The organism is Propionispora vibrioides, assembly GCF_900110485.1.
GTDB classification, from domain to species: Bacteria; Bacillota; Negativicutes; order Propionisporales; family Propionisporaceae; genus Propionispora; species Propionispora vibrioides.
On sequence record NZ_FODY01000005.1, the window covers coordinates 1 to 15,082 of the forward strand.

Consider the following 15,082-nt stretch of genomic DNA (forward strand, 5'->3'; position numbering starts at 1 on the left):
AACTCTACCTCCACAGCGACCAGGGGTTTCAATACACCTCACAAGCATATTTCAACCTGACTAAAGAATATGGCATTATGCCCTCTATGTCAAGACGAGGAAATCCTTACGATAATGCTATGGCTGAAAACTTCTTTTCTATTCTCAAAGCAGAGTGCATTCACCGCCAGAAGATCCAAACCTTAACACAGGCTCAGGAACTGATTGACGACTACATCCATTTTTACAATTTCGAGCGTTTCCAAATCAAATACCGACTGACGCCAGCCGAAAAACGGCGTCAGTCGGCTTAACACAAAGATATTCTACGATTGGCTTTTCTCTTTTGTGTCTATCTTTCCTGGGGCGGTTCATTTTATCCATGCTTTTCTCTTTGTGCATAAGCTGCTGTATCAATACCCCGTGCCTGCAGCCACTCCCGGCTGTAACCGCTTATTATCAACGGTGTCTGCCGCAGTTCACACCTGTTTTGGGCGCCACAGAGCAGCATATACTGCCTGACCGACTGCAAGAGTTCCTCCAGCCACAAAACGGCCGCCGCCACCCCGCCCTTATATAGCTTTTTGATCAACGGCGTTGCAATTCCCACTGCTGCCGCGCCAATAGTCATGGCCTTTACGACATCCAGGCCGCTGCGTACACCGCCGGATACGATTAGGTCGGTGCTGGCCGGCAGTACCGACGCCACCTCCAGGGCACTGATGGCCGTGGGAATTCCCCAGTACAGCTCTTCCTCCAGTTTCCGCTGGCTGCGGGCTGCTTCAATCGCCTGAAAGTTGGTTCCGCCGGCACCACCGACATCAATGGCCCTCACTCCGGCCGCCACCAATAAACGCGCCTGTTCCCGGGCAATCCCGCAGCCCACTTCTTTCACAATAACCGGTACCTCGACCGCGTCTACAATAGCGGCCACATTATGCAAGTAGCCTCGGAAATCCCGGTCGCCTTCCGCCATAAGAATCTCCTGGGCCGTATTGATGTGAATCTGCAGAGCATCGGCCTCAATCATGGCTACAGCCTGTTTAGCCTGCTCCGGCGTAACATGAGCCCCTAAATTGGCAAACAGAATTCCGTCCGGGTTATATTGACGGACGATGCGGTACGAATCAAGCACAGCCGGATCTTCCAAAGCGGCAAACTGCGAGCCGACAGCCATCGCTATCCGGCTTTGTTGTGCCAGTTCGGCCAGCATGGCGTTAGTCTTCATGACATCTTTGGCACCACCCGTAATGGCATTAATGAACACCGGATGAACAAGTTCCAAACCACAGACAGTGGTCGACAGATCAATTTGCTGCCAGGAAAGATCGGGCAGGCAATTATGAATGAGCGATATATCCGCAAACCGGCTGGCAGACGGACCGTCTCCCAGCGTTAATGCGTAGTGTATATGGTCCAACTTGCGTGATTGACGCACCGGCGCATGCCTCCGACTTCTCCTTAGTCTTCGCGTTTGAATAAATGTCCCAGTTTTTCCCCGATGGTAACCCCCATAGAGCTATGATTGCTCAAATAATCCTGATATTCGGCCCGTTCCTTCTCTTCCTGGGCCTTGGACAGGCTGAGAGAAATCTTTTTCTGCTTGGTATCAATGCCAAGAACCTTTACGGCTACTTCCTGACCTAACGTTACAACTTCCTCCGGCTTGGTTATATGATGGTCGGACAATTCCGAAATATGCACCAAGCCTTCCAAACCGGCCCGCAGAGCGACAAAAACACCAAATTTGGCAATTTTACTTACCTTGCCTTTAACAATGGCCCCTTCCGGCAATTCGGCAGCCGCATCAAACCAGGGATCCTTCTGTATCTGCTTTAAGCCTAAAGAAATACGCTTGGCCGCCGCATCCACCTTTAAGACACTTACCTCTACCTGATCTCCCACAGCAACAACCTCTTCCGGTGACTTCACCCGCTGCCAGGACAAATCGGAAATATGAATAAGCCCATCAATGCCGCCAATATCGACAAAGGCGCCGAAGGCGGCCAGCCGGGAAACCGTCCCGGTAAGAACCTGGCCGGCCTGGATGGACCCATACACGGCCTTTTCTTTCTCTTCCCGTTCCTTTTGCAGCACTGCCCGGCGGGAAAGAACAATTCTGTTCTTATCCCGGTCCACCTCGATCGGAACCAGTTCCAATTCCTGCCCGACAAAGACAGTAATATCTTCCACAAACTTCAAGTCCAGTTGCGAAGCCGGCACAAAACCGCGTATTCCTAATACACTTACCACTAAGCCGCCCTTTACAGCCTCTACAGCCTTAGCCGTCAATACCTGTTTGTTTTCCAGCGCTGCCAGCACCTTATCCCAGGCCACAATATGATCGGCTTTTACCTTAGACAGCACAACATTCCCGTCGGCCGTTTCTTCACTGACAACAAAGACTTCCAGGACATCGCCAACGGCAACGGCTGCTTCCGCCCGCTCAGGCACCGGATAGGCTAATTCCGCCAAAGGAATGATTCCTTCGGCCTTATAGCCGATATCAACGAACACCTCATCCTTATGTACGGCAATGACCTTGCCTGTCACAATACTGCCCTTCTCAATTTTTGCTACGGTTTCCTGCATTTCTTGGTCAAATTCCTGCATTTTTTCCATTACCTCCTCTATAAGCCAGTCAGGTGTTGATGCTCCGGCAGTCACGCCAACCACATCTATATTGTTAAACCAGTGCTGTCGCAGCTCCTGTGCTGTTTCCACGTGATAAGTCCTGCAGCCGGACTCTTCCGCCAAACGGGCCAGCTTGGTGGTGTTGGAGCTGTTTTTCCCCCCCACGACAAGCATGACCTCCACCTTGCCGGCCAGTTCCATAGCCGCTTTTTGCCTTAACTCGGTTGCGTTACAGATAGTTCGATTTACCTTGATCTCATCACATTTCGTACGCAACACTGCAACGATTGCCTGAAATAAGGCCCCGGCAAAGGTGGTTTGGACAACCACACCGATACGGGCAAAAAAGGCAAGCTCCTGTGCCTCCTGGACCGATTCTACAACAATTGTCTGTTTACCAGACCAAGCGACAATACTTTTTACTTCCGGGTGCTGCCGCTCACCGATCACAACGACCTGATAGCCTTCGCCGGCCAGTTGACGGGCAGCCTGCTGCGCTTTACGCACATGAGGGCAGGTAGCATCCACAAGCGCCAGCCCCTTTTCCTCTGCCGCCTCATAAGTTGACGGCCCCACGCCGTGGGAGCGAATAATCACGGTACCGCCAGCCGGAATATCTTCCAAACTGTCGGCTACCCCGACACCCTGCCGCGCCAATCGTTCCACCATCTGCGGATTATGAATAATCGGCCCCAGCGTTTGCGCCTGTCCGGCCGCAGCGCTCTGGCCGCAGACGCAGGCCAGTTCCACGGCCCGCTTGACGCCATAACAAAAACCACAATGCTCAGCTAAAATAACTTTCATTATATCCTCCTGCAAAAAACGGCCAGCTTTTCTGTTATAGTATACCATACGGACAGGCTGAACTCCTGTCTACGCCTCACTATATAACTGATATGTAAAAAACTTTCCCGATATGCCAGACGCCGTATGAGGTCTTGTTTATAAACGATTCGCAATTCCCCTGACAGTATTCTTTGTGTCATACTTCGTTAACATTTCTTGAAATAAGAACCATTATTCCTGTAAACTCTTGCCGCATCTAACGTCATGGGGTATTCCGTTAATCTACAAACAAGCCTTAAGCAAAATTCAAACGACAGAAAGAACCTATTGATTCTTCCTGCCGTACGCATGAGCACATTAAAAAATTACTGCCGGACCAGTAGTGCGGCAATTTCCGCCATAACCCGCCGGCCCTGAACTTCCGTCTCTTCCCGGCTCAATTTTCCCGGTGGCACCCTAAGCGGTTTGCCAAACCGTACGATAAATCTCGGAAAAAGGATTGGAAACCGGCCTACCTTATCGGTGCCGATAATCGCCACAGGAATAATAGGTACATTGGCTTTCACGGCAATCATGAGCACACCCGGCTCCGCCGGTCCCAATACGCCTTTTTTACCGCGGGTTCCCTCAGGAAACAAGCCAACCAGCTCACCCTGTTCCAATAAGGTTACCGCCGTACGGATAGCGTTGCGGTCAGCCGCTCCCCGCTTGACGGGAAAGGCCTTTAGCCGGGTGATAATCCAGCTAAACACAGGATAAGAAAATAATTCTTCCTTAGCCATAAAATGAATACGCCGTGACAGAGCGGCCCCCATTAGCGGAGGGTCCCACAAACTGATATGATTGGGAGCAATGATTGCGCCACCATGGGTAGGGATATTTTCCTCCCCTTCCACCTTCCACCGAAAGACGGTCAGGAAAAGGAGGTGAAAGAGAAATCGCAACACATTATATACCGCCACTTTTTTCCTCACAGATCTTTAAAATTTCATCAACCGCAGCCTCAATGGACATGGCGGTCGTATCGACCAATACGGCGTCTTCCGTCTGAATCAGTGGCGCATATTCCCGTTCATAGTCTTTTCTGTCCCTGTCGGCAATTTCCCGTTTCAATTCTTCCAAATCCACCGTATAACCTTTGTCCAGCATTTCCTTCCAGCGCCGTCTGGCTCGTTCCTCAATGGAAGCCGTCAAAAACACCTTCACATCGGCGTCCGGCAAAACCCGGGAGGCAATGTCCCGTCCGTCCATAACCACCCCGCCCCTGGCGGCCATATTGCGCTGCAGCACCAGCATGGCTTCCCGCACCGGCAGAATCTGCGATATTTCAGCAACCCAACCGGTCACTTCCGGCGTCCGGATGGGGCCGGTTACATCTTCTCCGTTTGCCAGAACGACTAGTTTGCCGGCTGCGTATGTTAGTTCAATAACGGCCCCCGCCGCTAGATCACCGATTGCCGCAGCATCCTTAACCGTCAGGTTTTGCCGGAGCGCCAGCCAGGTTACTGCACGGTACATAGCTCCCGTATCAATATACACATAGCCCATTTTCCTTGCCACAATCTGCGCCACTGTGCTTTTACCCGCACCAGCCGGCCCGTCTATGGCAATGACCAGTTTTTTCATAACCATTCTCCTATCCACTCCCAGCGGCAGTGTTACTCCGCCCGCAGGCTTGCTAACGTCTCAAAGAAATCAGGATACGATATTCTCACACATTCGGGCTCCGTAATTTCCACACCATTGCCGGCCAGACCGGCTATGGCCAGCGACATGGCCATCCGGTGGTCATCATGGGAATGACATACACCAAACTTCAGACACTGTCCGCCCTCGATAATCAGTCCGTCCGCTTTTTCCTCCAGCACTGCCCCCAGTTTACCCAACTCGGCCGTAACGGCTTTCAGGCGGTCGGTTTCTTTTACCCGCAGTTCTTCCGCTCCGCTGATGACCGTTTTCCCCTGGGCAAACAAGGCCGCCACAGCCAGCACCGGTATTTCATCAATTAACCGTGGAATAATCTCCCCTTTAATTTCCGTGCCCCGTAACTGCGCCGATTGCACCAGCAGGTCGGCCACCGGTTCGGCGCCGCTGAGCCGTTCGTTTTCCAGTGAAATATTGGCCCCCATAGCTGTCAATACATCCAAAATGCCTGTTCTGGTAGGATTGATGCCCACATTACGCAGCAATAATCGGCTATTGGGCAGAATGGTTCCGGCAACCAGCCAGAATGCCGCCGAGCTGATGTCGCCGGGCACTTCGATAACTTCAGGCGCCGTTAACGAATCAACAGGCGCCACGGACACGGTGAGCCCCTCCCGTTTTGCCGGCACACCAAAAGACTCCAGCATCCGTTCGGTATGGTCCCTGGAAAGGAAAGGCTCGGTGACCGAAGTGCTTCCCTTGGCAAACAAACCGGCCAGCAACACTGCCGACTTCACCTGCGCGCTGGCAACAGGCATTGTATAGTCGATGCCCCTGATCTGCGCTGCCGGCACAAGCGCCATAGGAATATATTTAGATTGCTGACGTCCCACAATGGTACAACCCATTTGCGACAAAGGCTTGATAACCCGTGCCATGGGACGTTTTGTCAGCGAAGCGTCGCCGCTGAACACGCTGAAAAACGGCTGACAGGCCAGAATTCCGGTCAGCAGCCGAAGCGTGGTTCCGGAATTTCCTGCATCCAATACACCTATCGGTTCTTTAAGTCCATGAAGCCCGTTGCCCTGAACACATAATTCGCCGTCGGCTCGCCGTTCCACCTGCACCCCTAAAGCCTCCATACAGCTAATCGTTGAACAGCAGTCTGCGGCATAAAGAAAATTGCGAATAACCACCGGCGTATCGGCCAGTCCGGCAAACATGACACTGCGGTGCGAAACCGACTTATCGCCGGGAATATACGTAGTACCCCGTAAGGCCTTGCAAGGTTTGACTGTTATCTGTTGCATAGCATCCACCTATCCTAAGTATAAATTAAAACTGCCAGTCCCCTGACAACTTCCAAACTGCGACTATTCAAGGCAGCAGCTCAAGGCAGCGCGCCAGTACCTGCATTGCCCAAAAACAATATTAGATAGGGATATTCTTCATAAATTTTCAATATCCTTCCCGCAACCAACGGGACATGGCGTGTATTAAAACTAACGGAATGGTCCATGGCGAGTGATTTTTGCGCCAGACAAGATATGCCCTAAAAGGCAACGCGAAGTCTTGCGGGATAGTGGCCCCTATTTCAAAAAATTTTAACGAAGCATGGCACAGCAAGCATCGCCAGAGAGCGTTTCGGATAGTTTGAATACCAGGGGATTCCCTGTTATCTGAATTTAATCTTCCCTACCGTGATGACTGACGGCTTACCCTCCAGAACCAGTCCGTTAGGCGGGACTGCCACCTTGTCGTCCGCAGTCGCCAATCGGAACCGTACCGGCCGGGAACCCGCACTGGCATTAATCTCCACATAATCACCGTCATATATTTTTATCGCCACTTCTCCCTTGGTGAAATAGCCGGCAACCTCGCCATTCACTGTAACAAAAGCCTGAGGATCGGCAGCCGGTTCAAGCATAGTAACGGTCAACAGGGAACTTTCCCGCAACGTCGTCAGGCGGTTTAACACCGGACTATCGTATACGGACGCCCGGCTCCCCTCCGGATTGGCCAACGGTTCTCCCTCCAACCGGTCAACCAAGGATAAATAGGAACGCCCCGCCTGCCCCAGCAGCAGAATCTGAACAGCCAGCAGCAACAGCACGCAACCGGCGGCGACCAGAGTTAGAAAATTATGTTTAATATAATGGCCGTAGCTTCTGAGTCTTTTGAACATAAAACCGCCCTCTTTTCAGGCGCGGCGGCCAACCTGTACAGAGCAGGCAGGTTTGCCGATCCTATACCTTATCTGGGTACAGTCCTGCCCTCGACTCTATTTAGGCCAAAGTCGCCATGCCGGTTTTACGTTAGTATGCCCAGATACCGCCGGATATAGCGTACAGCTACAAGACAGCCGCACTCCGTCCCGCCACATAACCCGTTGAAAAGGCAGCTTGCAGATTGAAACCACCGGTATAACCGTCAATGTCAAGGACCTCGCCGGCTAAATATAGGCCGGTGATCAGTTTTGACTGCATGGTGGCCGGATTGACTTCCTTCACATGGACACCTCCGGCCGTCACGATGGCCTCACTGACCGGCCGCGTACCGGTGATGGTAAAGGTCAAGTGTTTCAATTGCTGCAGCAGACGCTGGCGTTCCGCTTTGGTAATTTGATGCACCGGTTTTTCCGGATCCAGAAAAGCCAAATCAATCATCACAGGAATCAAGCTGGCAGGCAGCAGTTCATGCAGGGCATTCCCCAATTGTTTCCGGGAAAACTTTTCGAAGTCCCGTTTAATTCGATTATCTAGAACTTCCTCCGACAAAGCCGGCTTCAAGTCAATCTCAATAAGCACTTCCTCCCGTTCCTGCTCCTGCAGCAGTTCCGAGACCTTTTTACTGAGCGATAAAATGATTGGCCCCGACATGCCATAGTGGGTAAAAAGCATTTCGCCAAATTCCTGTGCCACTTTTTTACCATGGTATAACACTGTGGCCGTAATATTTTTTAACGACAACCCCTGAATATCACCAATCCATTCCTCCCCCACCTCCAGAGGAACCAGGGAAGGTTTCAGCGGCGTAACCTGATGGCCAAGCTTGGCGGCCATTTCGTAGCCGTCGCCGGTGGAGCCTGTCCCGGGGTACGACGCGCCGCCTGTCGCCAGTACAACTGCGTCGGCTTCATAAGTCCGTTGCGCTGTAGCCACGCCCGTAACCTGTCCGTCGGTTACGAGAATTCGCTTTACAGCCTCACCGGTTATTAGCTGCACCCCCAAGTCCGCCAAGGCCCGCAAAAACGCCTCTACCACATCCTGCGCCTTATCACTGGCGGGGAACACCCGTCCGCCGCGCTCCACCTTGGTCTCCAAGCCCTGACGGGCTAAAAAGGCAATGATATCCTGATTAAAAAAAGTATGAAATGAGCTATACAGAAAACTGCCATTACCGGGCATGTTTTTTATACAGGCTTGTATATCGGCTATATTGGTAATATTACACCGGCCCTTACCGGTAATCATAAGCTTCCGTCCCACAGACGGCTTTTTTTCCAATACTGTTACCTGCGCTCCGTTCTCTGCTGCACTGACCGCTGCCATAAGGCCTGCCGCCCCACCGCCAATAATAATTACTCGTTTCATAGACTGCAGTTCCTCTCCTGTTTAAGAATTCCGGTCATCCGACAGCAGGGCAGCGCCGCGCTTGCGGCTAAACTACTACTCTCCTGCATACTTCTTTAATTCCTGTATTTCCTCATCGGTTAGATAACGGTATTGACCACGCCGCAATCCCTCCAAGGTCAAGAAGGCGAATTTAACCCGCTTCAAATTCTTAACCGGGTAACCGATCGCTTCAAACATCCGCCGGATCTGCCGGTTTTTCCCCTCATGAATGGTCACTTCCAAGGCCGTTATATCCCTTTCCCGGTCGTAGTCAACGATATCTATCTTAGCCGGCGCCGTTTTACCGTCCTCCAATTGAATACCGACCCGCAGACGGTCCAGTTTTTCTTCCGCCGGATAGGAAGCAACTTTCGCAATGTAGGTTTTATAAATATGCCTGCTGGGATGTAGCAAACTGTTGGTCAGCTCTCCGTCGTTAGTCAACAGCAGCAATCCTTCAGTATTATAATCCAACCGTCCTACCGGATACACCCGCTCTGGAATATCCGCAACCAGCTCGGTTACTGTTTTGCGCCCTTGCGGGTCAGTCCGGCTGGTAATAACACCCTTAGGCTTATAAAGTACAACATATACAGGCTTTTCACTTGCAATCAGTTTGCCATCCACAGCAATCCGGGCCTTTCTGGGCTCCACTTTAGTGCCAAGCTCGGTGGTAACCACACCATTCACCGAAACCCGGCCGGCAGTGATTAACTTTTCAGCCTCCCGCCGCGAGGCAATTCCCGCCTGACTGATAATCTTCTGTAAACGTTCTGCCATATAGTAAGAACTTCCTTTCTGTCATCGCATAATCCCTTAGCTGCGAACTATTATACCATAATATCACAACTTGGCAGCAAATCAACTCCTCTTATAAACTTATCTTGTCTGTTTTTTTAAGTTTTATTTCCTGTAAACCACATAACCGAACGGGAATTTTTAAGTAAAATACCTAATGTCAGTACAAGTAATTGTTCTAGCCCTACACAAGCGAGCCAGCGAATGGATTCCCTTTTTCTTCCTGGGCTCACAGTCGCATAAAAACAACCAACCTGAAAAATACTATCTCCGGATTTTACTTTAGGAGGCGAATTGTTAATGTTCCAACAGACCAATCCCTTTCTCCAGCACGCCATAAACCATGGCCAGTCACTCATAGCCGAAATGAACAAAGCCCGTTCGCTATCGCAGGATATTGTTTCCGCATGCGACAGTGCTATGATGTCTATGAATGCCGGCAACACGCAAAATGCCATTAATTCCGTGCAAAGCATCAGGAATATGGCCACCCAGGTAGCGCAGTCTACGCAGCTTTTCAACCAGGCTATTAATGAACGGCTGGATATGTCTTCGTATATGCTAAATCATATCCAGCAAAAGATCGGTGAGTTATCCGGCGCAATCCAAAGCCTGAAAGCCTCTACCGCACATTGTCAATCGATGAACTGGGGACAATATCCTAATCAATACGGCAATTCCTCAGCCCATCAGATGATGCCCGGTCAGTTCGGTTCCTCTATGCCGCAACAGTAAGCCATCTGTAAAAAGAGCTCTCACAGCCTGTTCGCAGGTAATGTGAGAGCCCTTTTGTGTAAAAAAGTAAATTCACCGGACAACGACGCTTCAGCGATACAAAATTGTCCTCATATTTATAACTTATTTATAACGTTCGACATATGCTTCCAAGCTTTTAACACCTTTATAAATCTGCTCCAAATTTGCCGCAATTTCCTGAGTGGAAGCCGCCTGCTCCTCACTGACGGCGCCGGTAACTTCGATGGATTTATAAATCTCGGTAACAGCACTACTCATGTCCTTTAACGTTTCCTGAATTTTCTTGGCCGCTTCCTGGGATTGATCGGCAAGCTTTCGTACTTCCTCGGCTACCACGGCAAATCCCCGGCCCTGTTCTCCCGCTCTGGCCGCCTCGATGGCCGCGTTTAATCCAAGAAGATTGGTCTGCTGCGCAATATTTCTGATAAAGCTAATTACCTGTGTGGTTTCTTCATTCCGTTTTTTTAATTCTTCCGCCAGCTGAATGGCCTTTTGCCCGGCACTGGCCAATTCGCCGGCACTTTGCGCCACCTGTTCTACGCTCTGTGTTGCCTGACCGGCGGAATTTGTTAACCGTTCCACGTTCTCTACCAACGCCAGGCTATGCTCTAAATCGATACCCGAACTGAGTGTTCCAACAACCTCATGGTTCGCCCCATAGATAGGAGTGAAGATTGTCTTGATTCTGCGCCCGTATACTTCCGGCGGAACATCGGCAAAGGTAGTTTTCCCAGTCCGGATACACTCTTCAATTGTCTCAATTCCCTCAATAGGCTTGCCCGCGGGAAGCTCTAACTCAAACTCCCTAGCCCGATGATAATCTATGTATTCCGTTAAATTGGTCAACCCAACCGCCATATCTTCTCTTACAACTTTATTCAGATAAGGCAGCACCAGTCTAAACGCTTCTAATATCTCTTCGTTCGTACTCATCCTTCCGCACCTCCTTGAAAACAGATATTTCTCCAACCAGGGTAAGAATTCCTGCATTTTTTCGTGTAACCAATTTCCAGCAGTCAGTTGAAGTCTGTTTAGTTTGATAGGACGAGTGCTACTTTCTGCGAAACGAAGAAGGCGAGCAGATTGAACCAAGGTGGGCTGATGACCTCAATGCTTTGAGGAAATAGACCCGCGAAATAATTATACTTTCAAGGAAATGAAAGCACTACACCGGATATTAAAAAAGCACCTCGTATCCGAGGTGCCGGGCAAAAGCAGGATTACATTTTTTGAGTAAGACCAAACCCCCAACCCTTAACTTTTGTATCCGTAGTTAATGTATATCCGTCATAATTGGCCACATCCATCTTCTCCACTTTCAAAATCCTGTAGTTCACATTAAAGTCAAGATCCTTCGTAATTTGGTAACCCACTCCGGCTTCCAGATTGTGATAATCATTGCCAACGGCCGCTATCCCATAGGCAGTAAGCTTATCCTTAATCGGCACCGTTCCCATCAGGCCAACTTGCCAGATGTTTTTATTATGGCCGGTCAGGGAGACCCCGATATTCTCTTCCCCATCAATAGCAGACAAGCTGGCGCTTGGCTTTGCATTTACATAGCCGGTGAAAGCAGAAAGATTTTTATTGACTTTATATAAAACATTGTACTCCTCCACTCTTGTTTTAGCTTCAACGCCAACAGAGCGGGAATACTCATTTTCATATGTATCTGTATAACTCCAGCCCCCTTTCGGATTGGCCTGACGGTATTGCAAAGCCAAATTATTGCCAAGACCAAAAGTAAGTCCTAATTCTAAATTGTTTTTCCCATCCAGTTTCTGCTTACCTGTGCTAAAATCGGTTCCTGTCACATCGGCACTGGCATCATAGCTGTTATTAACCCGGTAATTAAGATCCAGAGCCCAGTTGCCCTTGGAATAGTCCGTTAGCGGACTTGCGAATGCCACACTAGACAGGGCAAACAAAAATAAAGTCACCAAAATTATTTTCTTCATTTTTTACCTCCTGCAGTCATCTGTCGTATCTCCTGTAAAAGGGGATGCTATATCTTATGGAATATCATTCCAAATATTCTTGGAAATCTCCGTTAGACTGCAGTTCACCTGCTAATAAAAAACCCGAAAGTGATTAAACACATTCGGGCAATACTAGTATCCAGCGACACACTTATTTAATCATCATTATCCGGTTTTTTCAGTGGCTTCTGAAGAACTGGATGTAATAGTTTAATTTGAGGATCTCTACGATATACATAAGCTGCCCCATATCCCCAAAGCAAAAATACGATGGTCAATACAAACGCATTGCTATAGCCATAGGTATCGAAGGATTGCATGATTGTTGCCACCTTTAAGTTAAGTACTGCAAAAGCGAATATATAGAGCCAAAAGAAAGTAGTACGTTTCGGTAAAAAATAGAGGAACATAGCAAATGTAAATGACCAACTTACAGGAGCAAATGCATGGATTAATCCAAAGGCACTAAAATGCCCCATATTAGCATATCTAACCTGACCTAATAACGTAAGGGTAAGCACTATTGCTATATCGACAAGCCCGCCTAAAACAACACCATACAGAAAATATCTTTTATACTGATGTTTAGGTATTAATAGAAGAAATCCGAAACCAGTAATAGCAGTAAGTATAATATATAGATAGCTTTTATCCATACGACACCTCTAAATTTCATTTTTGGTTAGTGTAAACGATTATTTAATTTTTATTTATCAACTTCCAATATATAAAACTCGGGAACCGAAAGTGCTGGACCAAAATAAAAATTCCTCCACCCTGGCATGTAACCAAAATGGAAGAATTACCCTTATTCTACCGATAGCGGATCACTTCAAAACTGTCAAAGATCTTTCAACTTGTTGATATTTATTAAATCACCGGTTCCTTAGTTATCTTCCGCCAAAAGATTTTCCCGAGCTTTTTGATCACCCGCTCGGCATATCAAAGCGCAGCTGTAGATAGTGTAAACCATGTTTGTAAACGGCCTCATCCCACTAAGCTCAAACTATGGTTTGCAGGGTTTACTTCTTTTATCCCGAATTTTTTCTTTACATCATATTCACTGAGGAGTAATCATGGAAGTAATTAAATCAATAGCTTATTTTATTCTTGCCGGTTTATTCGAAATTGGCGGAGGTTACCTGGTATGGCTTTGTCTACGTGAAGGAAAGAGTTTATGGTACGGATTTTTTGGTGCCCTCATTCTAATTCTCTATGGCATAGTTCCTACGCTGCAACCTGCCAATTTTGGTCGAGTCTATGCAGCTTACGGAGGAATATTTATCGTTCTTTCCCTATTATGGGGATGGAAAGTCTATGATATTTCACCTGACAAATTCGATATAATTGGTGGTTTTATAGCACTCTTAGGCGTTCTAATCATCATGTATTGGCCTAGGGGATAGCTATGACAAAAAGACTATACAAATTGATTTTTTATAAGGTTTATCCATATCCTCTACAGGAATATTCTCCCACGCTTACGCATTTCACCTGATGAACGCATAGCAGGATATTTTTATACATGTAAAATATTTTCTTCCAAGAAAACAAAAATCCCCGTCCGGTAAAATAACCGGAACGGGGATTTAAATTTACACTGTCATTAGATTTCTCCCATTGTTCCCTTTTGGTTTCTCTTTGCTCAGGATATACATAAGATAAGATAAACAAACATGAAAGGAACAATAGCGTGGATAAAAAAGATCGTTACCATTACCATCATTATAAAATAAAGCATATTCAATATGTACCGCACACTCATCACAGTCCCGGCCATAATCAGTATAACAAAAGCGATACCTGCGATTCTTCTGACACGTCCCCCAACTGCTGTCTCCCATGCTTCCCCATTTCTCCGCCCTGCCCAACAGGTCCGACAGGGCCAGTTGGCCCGACTGGTATAACTGGCACTACAGGAGCCACTGGGGTTACCGGAACTACCGGAGTGACTGGTGCTACCGGTGATCCCGGCGTTACTGGGGCTACTGGCGCCACTGGGGTTACCGGAGCCACCGGGGTTACTGGCGCAGCCGGTGATCCTGGCACTGCTGGGGCTACTGGCGCCACTGGGGTTACCGGTGCCACCGGGGTTACTGGTGCTACCGGTGATCCGGGCGCTACCGGATCTACAGGCGCCACTGGGGTTACCGGAGCCACCGGAGTGACTGGTGCGACCGGTGATCCGGGTGTTACCGGGTCTACTGGCGCCACGGGAGTTACCGGAGCCACCGGGGTTACTGGCGCAGCCGGTGATCCTGGCACTGCTGGGGCTACTGGCGCCACTGGGGTTACCGGTGCCACCGGGGTTACTGGTGCTACCGGTGATCCGGGCGCTACCGGATCTACAGGCGCCACTGGGGTTACCGGAGCCACCGGAGTGACTGGTGCGACCGGTGATCCGGGTGTTACCGGGTCTACTGGCGCCACGGGAGTTACCGGAGCCACCGGGGTTACTGGCGCAGCCGGTGATCCTGGCACTGCTGGGGCTACTGGCGCCACTGGGGTTACCGGAGCTACCGGGATTACTGGTGCTACCGGTGATCCGGGCGTTACTGGGGCTACTGGCGCCACTGGGGTTACCGGTGATCCAGGCACTACTGGAGCTACAGGCGCCACTGGTATTACCGGAGCTACCGGAGTGACTGGTGCTACCGGTGATCCGGGCGCCACTGGGGTTACCGGAGCCACGGGGGTTACTGGCGCAGCCGGTGATCCTGGCACTGCTGGGGCTACTGGCGCCACTGGGGTTACCGGAGCTACCGGAGTGACTGGTGCTACCGGTGATCCGGGCGCCACTGGGGTTACCGGAGCCACGGGGGTTACTGGCGCAGCCGGTGATCCTGGCACTGCTGGGGCTACTGGCGCCACTGGGGTTACCGGAGCTACCGG

The 15,082-nt window shown here is 49.7% G+C and carries 15 protein-coding genes; 4 read left to right on the top strand and 11 right to left on the bottom strand.

Annotation, left to right across the window (positions count from 1 at the left end; genetic code table 11):
- The coding region (locus tag BMW43_RS05645; RefSeq protein WP_143050574.1) for an IS3 family transposase at nt 1–293 on the top strand (293 nt) is incomplete at its 5' end.
- A 62-nt stretch (nt 294–355) separates the two neighbouring features.
- Here BMW43_RS05645 and fni read toward each other — a convergent pair.
- From fni to BMW43_RS05685, 8 genes are all read right to left on the bottom strand, one after another.
- Nucleotides 356–1,417 (bottom strand): type 2 isopentenyl-diphosphate Delta-isomerase, encoded by a 1,062-nt coding sequence (gene fni / locus BMW43_RS05650; protein ID WP_091744675.1) that lies wholly within the window; start codon nt 1,415–1,417, stop codon nt 356–358.
- 23 nt (nt 1,418–1,440) lie between these two features.
- The gene (locus BMW43_RS05655) at nt 1,441–3,417 is read right to left on the bottom strand and encodes a bifunctional 4-hydroxy-3-methylbut-2-enyl diphosphate reductase/30S ribosomal protein S1 (RefSeq protein ID WP_091745009.1); all 1,977 of its coding nucleotides are present in this window, start codon (nt 3,415–3,417) and stop codon (nt 1,441–1,443) included.
- 347 nt (nt 3,418–3,764) lie between these two features.
- The gene (locus BMW43_RS05660; protein WP_091744677.1) at nt 3,765–4,361 is read right to left on the bottom strand and encodes a lysophospholipid acyltransferase family protein; all 597 of its coding nucleotides are present in this window, start codon (nt 4,359–4,361) and stop codon (nt 3,765–3,767) included.
- Complete coding sequence (gene cmk / locus BMW43_RS05665) at nt 4,348–5,025, bottom strand: (d)CMP kinase (protein WP_091744678.1); 678 nt, start codon at nt 5,023–5,025, stop codon at nt 4,348–4,350. The genes BMW43_RS05660 and cmk overlap by 14 nt, the downstream gene beginning before the upstream one ends.
- Nucleotides 5,026–5,057: 32 nt before the next feature.
- Nucleotides 5,058–6,353, bottom strand: coding sequence for a 3-phosphoshikimate 1-carboxyvinyltransferase (gene aroA / locus BMW43_RS05670; RefSeq protein WP_091744680.1), 1,296 nt, complete (start codon nt 6,351–6,353; stop codon nt 5,058–5,060).
- Nucleotides 6,354–6,718: 365 nt separating this feature from the next.
- Nucleotides 6,719–7,228 (bottom strand): hypothetical protein, encoded by a 510-nt coding sequence (locus BMW43_RS05675; protein ID WP_091744684.1) that lies wholly within the window; start codon nt 7,226–7,228, stop codon nt 6,719–6,721.
- Nucleotides 7,229–7,394: 166 nt separating this feature from the next.
- Nucleotides 7,395–8,636 (bottom strand): BaiN/RdsA family NAD(P)/FAD-dependent oxidoreductase, encoded by a 1,242-nt coding sequence (locus tag BMW43_RS05680; protein ID WP_091744686.1) that lies wholly within the window; start codon nt 8,634–8,636, stop codon nt 7,395–7,397.
- A 75-nt stretch (nt 8,637–8,711) separates the two neighbouring features.
- Nucleotides 8,712–9,437 (bottom strand): pseudouridine synthase, encoded by a 726-nt coding sequence (locus BMW43_RS05685; protein WP_091744688.1) that lies wholly within the window; start codon nt 9,435–9,437, stop codon nt 8,712–8,714.
- A 318-nt stretch (nt 9,438–9,755) separates the two neighbouring features.
- On the opposite strand from BMW43_RS05685, the gene BMW43_RS05690 reads away from it, so the two are divergent.
- Complete coding sequence (locus BMW43_RS05690) at nt 9,756–10,190, top strand: hypothetical protein (RefSeq protein WP_091744690.1); 435 nt, start codon at nt 9,756–9,758, stop codon at nt 10,188–10,190.
- A gap of 123 nt (nt 10,191–10,313) precedes the next feature.
- Here the strand turns inward: BMW43_RS05690 and BMW43_RS21680 are convergent, their stop codons facing one another.
- The 3 genes from BMW43_RS21680 to BMW43_RS05705 all read right to left on the bottom strand — a co-directional run bounded on the left by BMW43_RS21680 (nt 10,314) and on the right by BMW43_RS05705 (nt 12,846).
- Nucleotides 10,314–11,144: a methyl-accepting chemotaxis protein gene (locus BMW43_RS21680; RefSeq protein ID WP_091744692.1), complete on the bottom strand. Its 831-nt coding sequence runs from the start codon at nt 11,142–11,144 to the stop codon at nt 10,314–10,316.
- Nucleotides 11,145–11,431: 287 nt separating this feature from the next.
- Nucleotides 11,432–12,169, bottom strand: a complete 738-nt coding sequence (locus tag BMW43_RS05700) for a hypothetical protein (RefSeq protein ID WP_091744694.1) — start codon at nt 12,167–12,169, stop codon at nt 11,432–11,434.
- A gap of 176 nt (nt 12,170–12,345) precedes the next feature.
- Complete coding sequence (locus tag BMW43_RS05705) at nt 12,346–12,846, bottom strand: hypothetical protein (RefSeq protein ID WP_091744696.1); 501 nt, start codon at nt 12,844–12,846, stop codon at nt 12,346–12,348.
- A gap of 420 nt (nt 12,847–13,266) precedes the next feature.
- On the opposite strand from BMW43_RS05705, the gene BMW43_RS05710 reads away from it, so the two are divergent.
- Both BMW43_RS05710 and BMW43_RS21685 read left to right on the top strand, forming a co-directional pair.
- Complete coding sequence (locus tag BMW43_RS05710) at nt 13,267–13,596, top strand: YnfA family protein (protein WP_091744698.1); 330 nt, start codon at nt 13,267–13,269, stop codon at nt 13,594–13,596.
- Between the two features lie 287 nt (nt 13,597–13,883).
- A partial coding sequence (locus BMW43_RS21685) for a hypothetical protein (RefSeq protein ID WP_281246116.1) occupies nt 13,884–15,082 on the top strand: 1,199 nt, incomplete at its 3' end.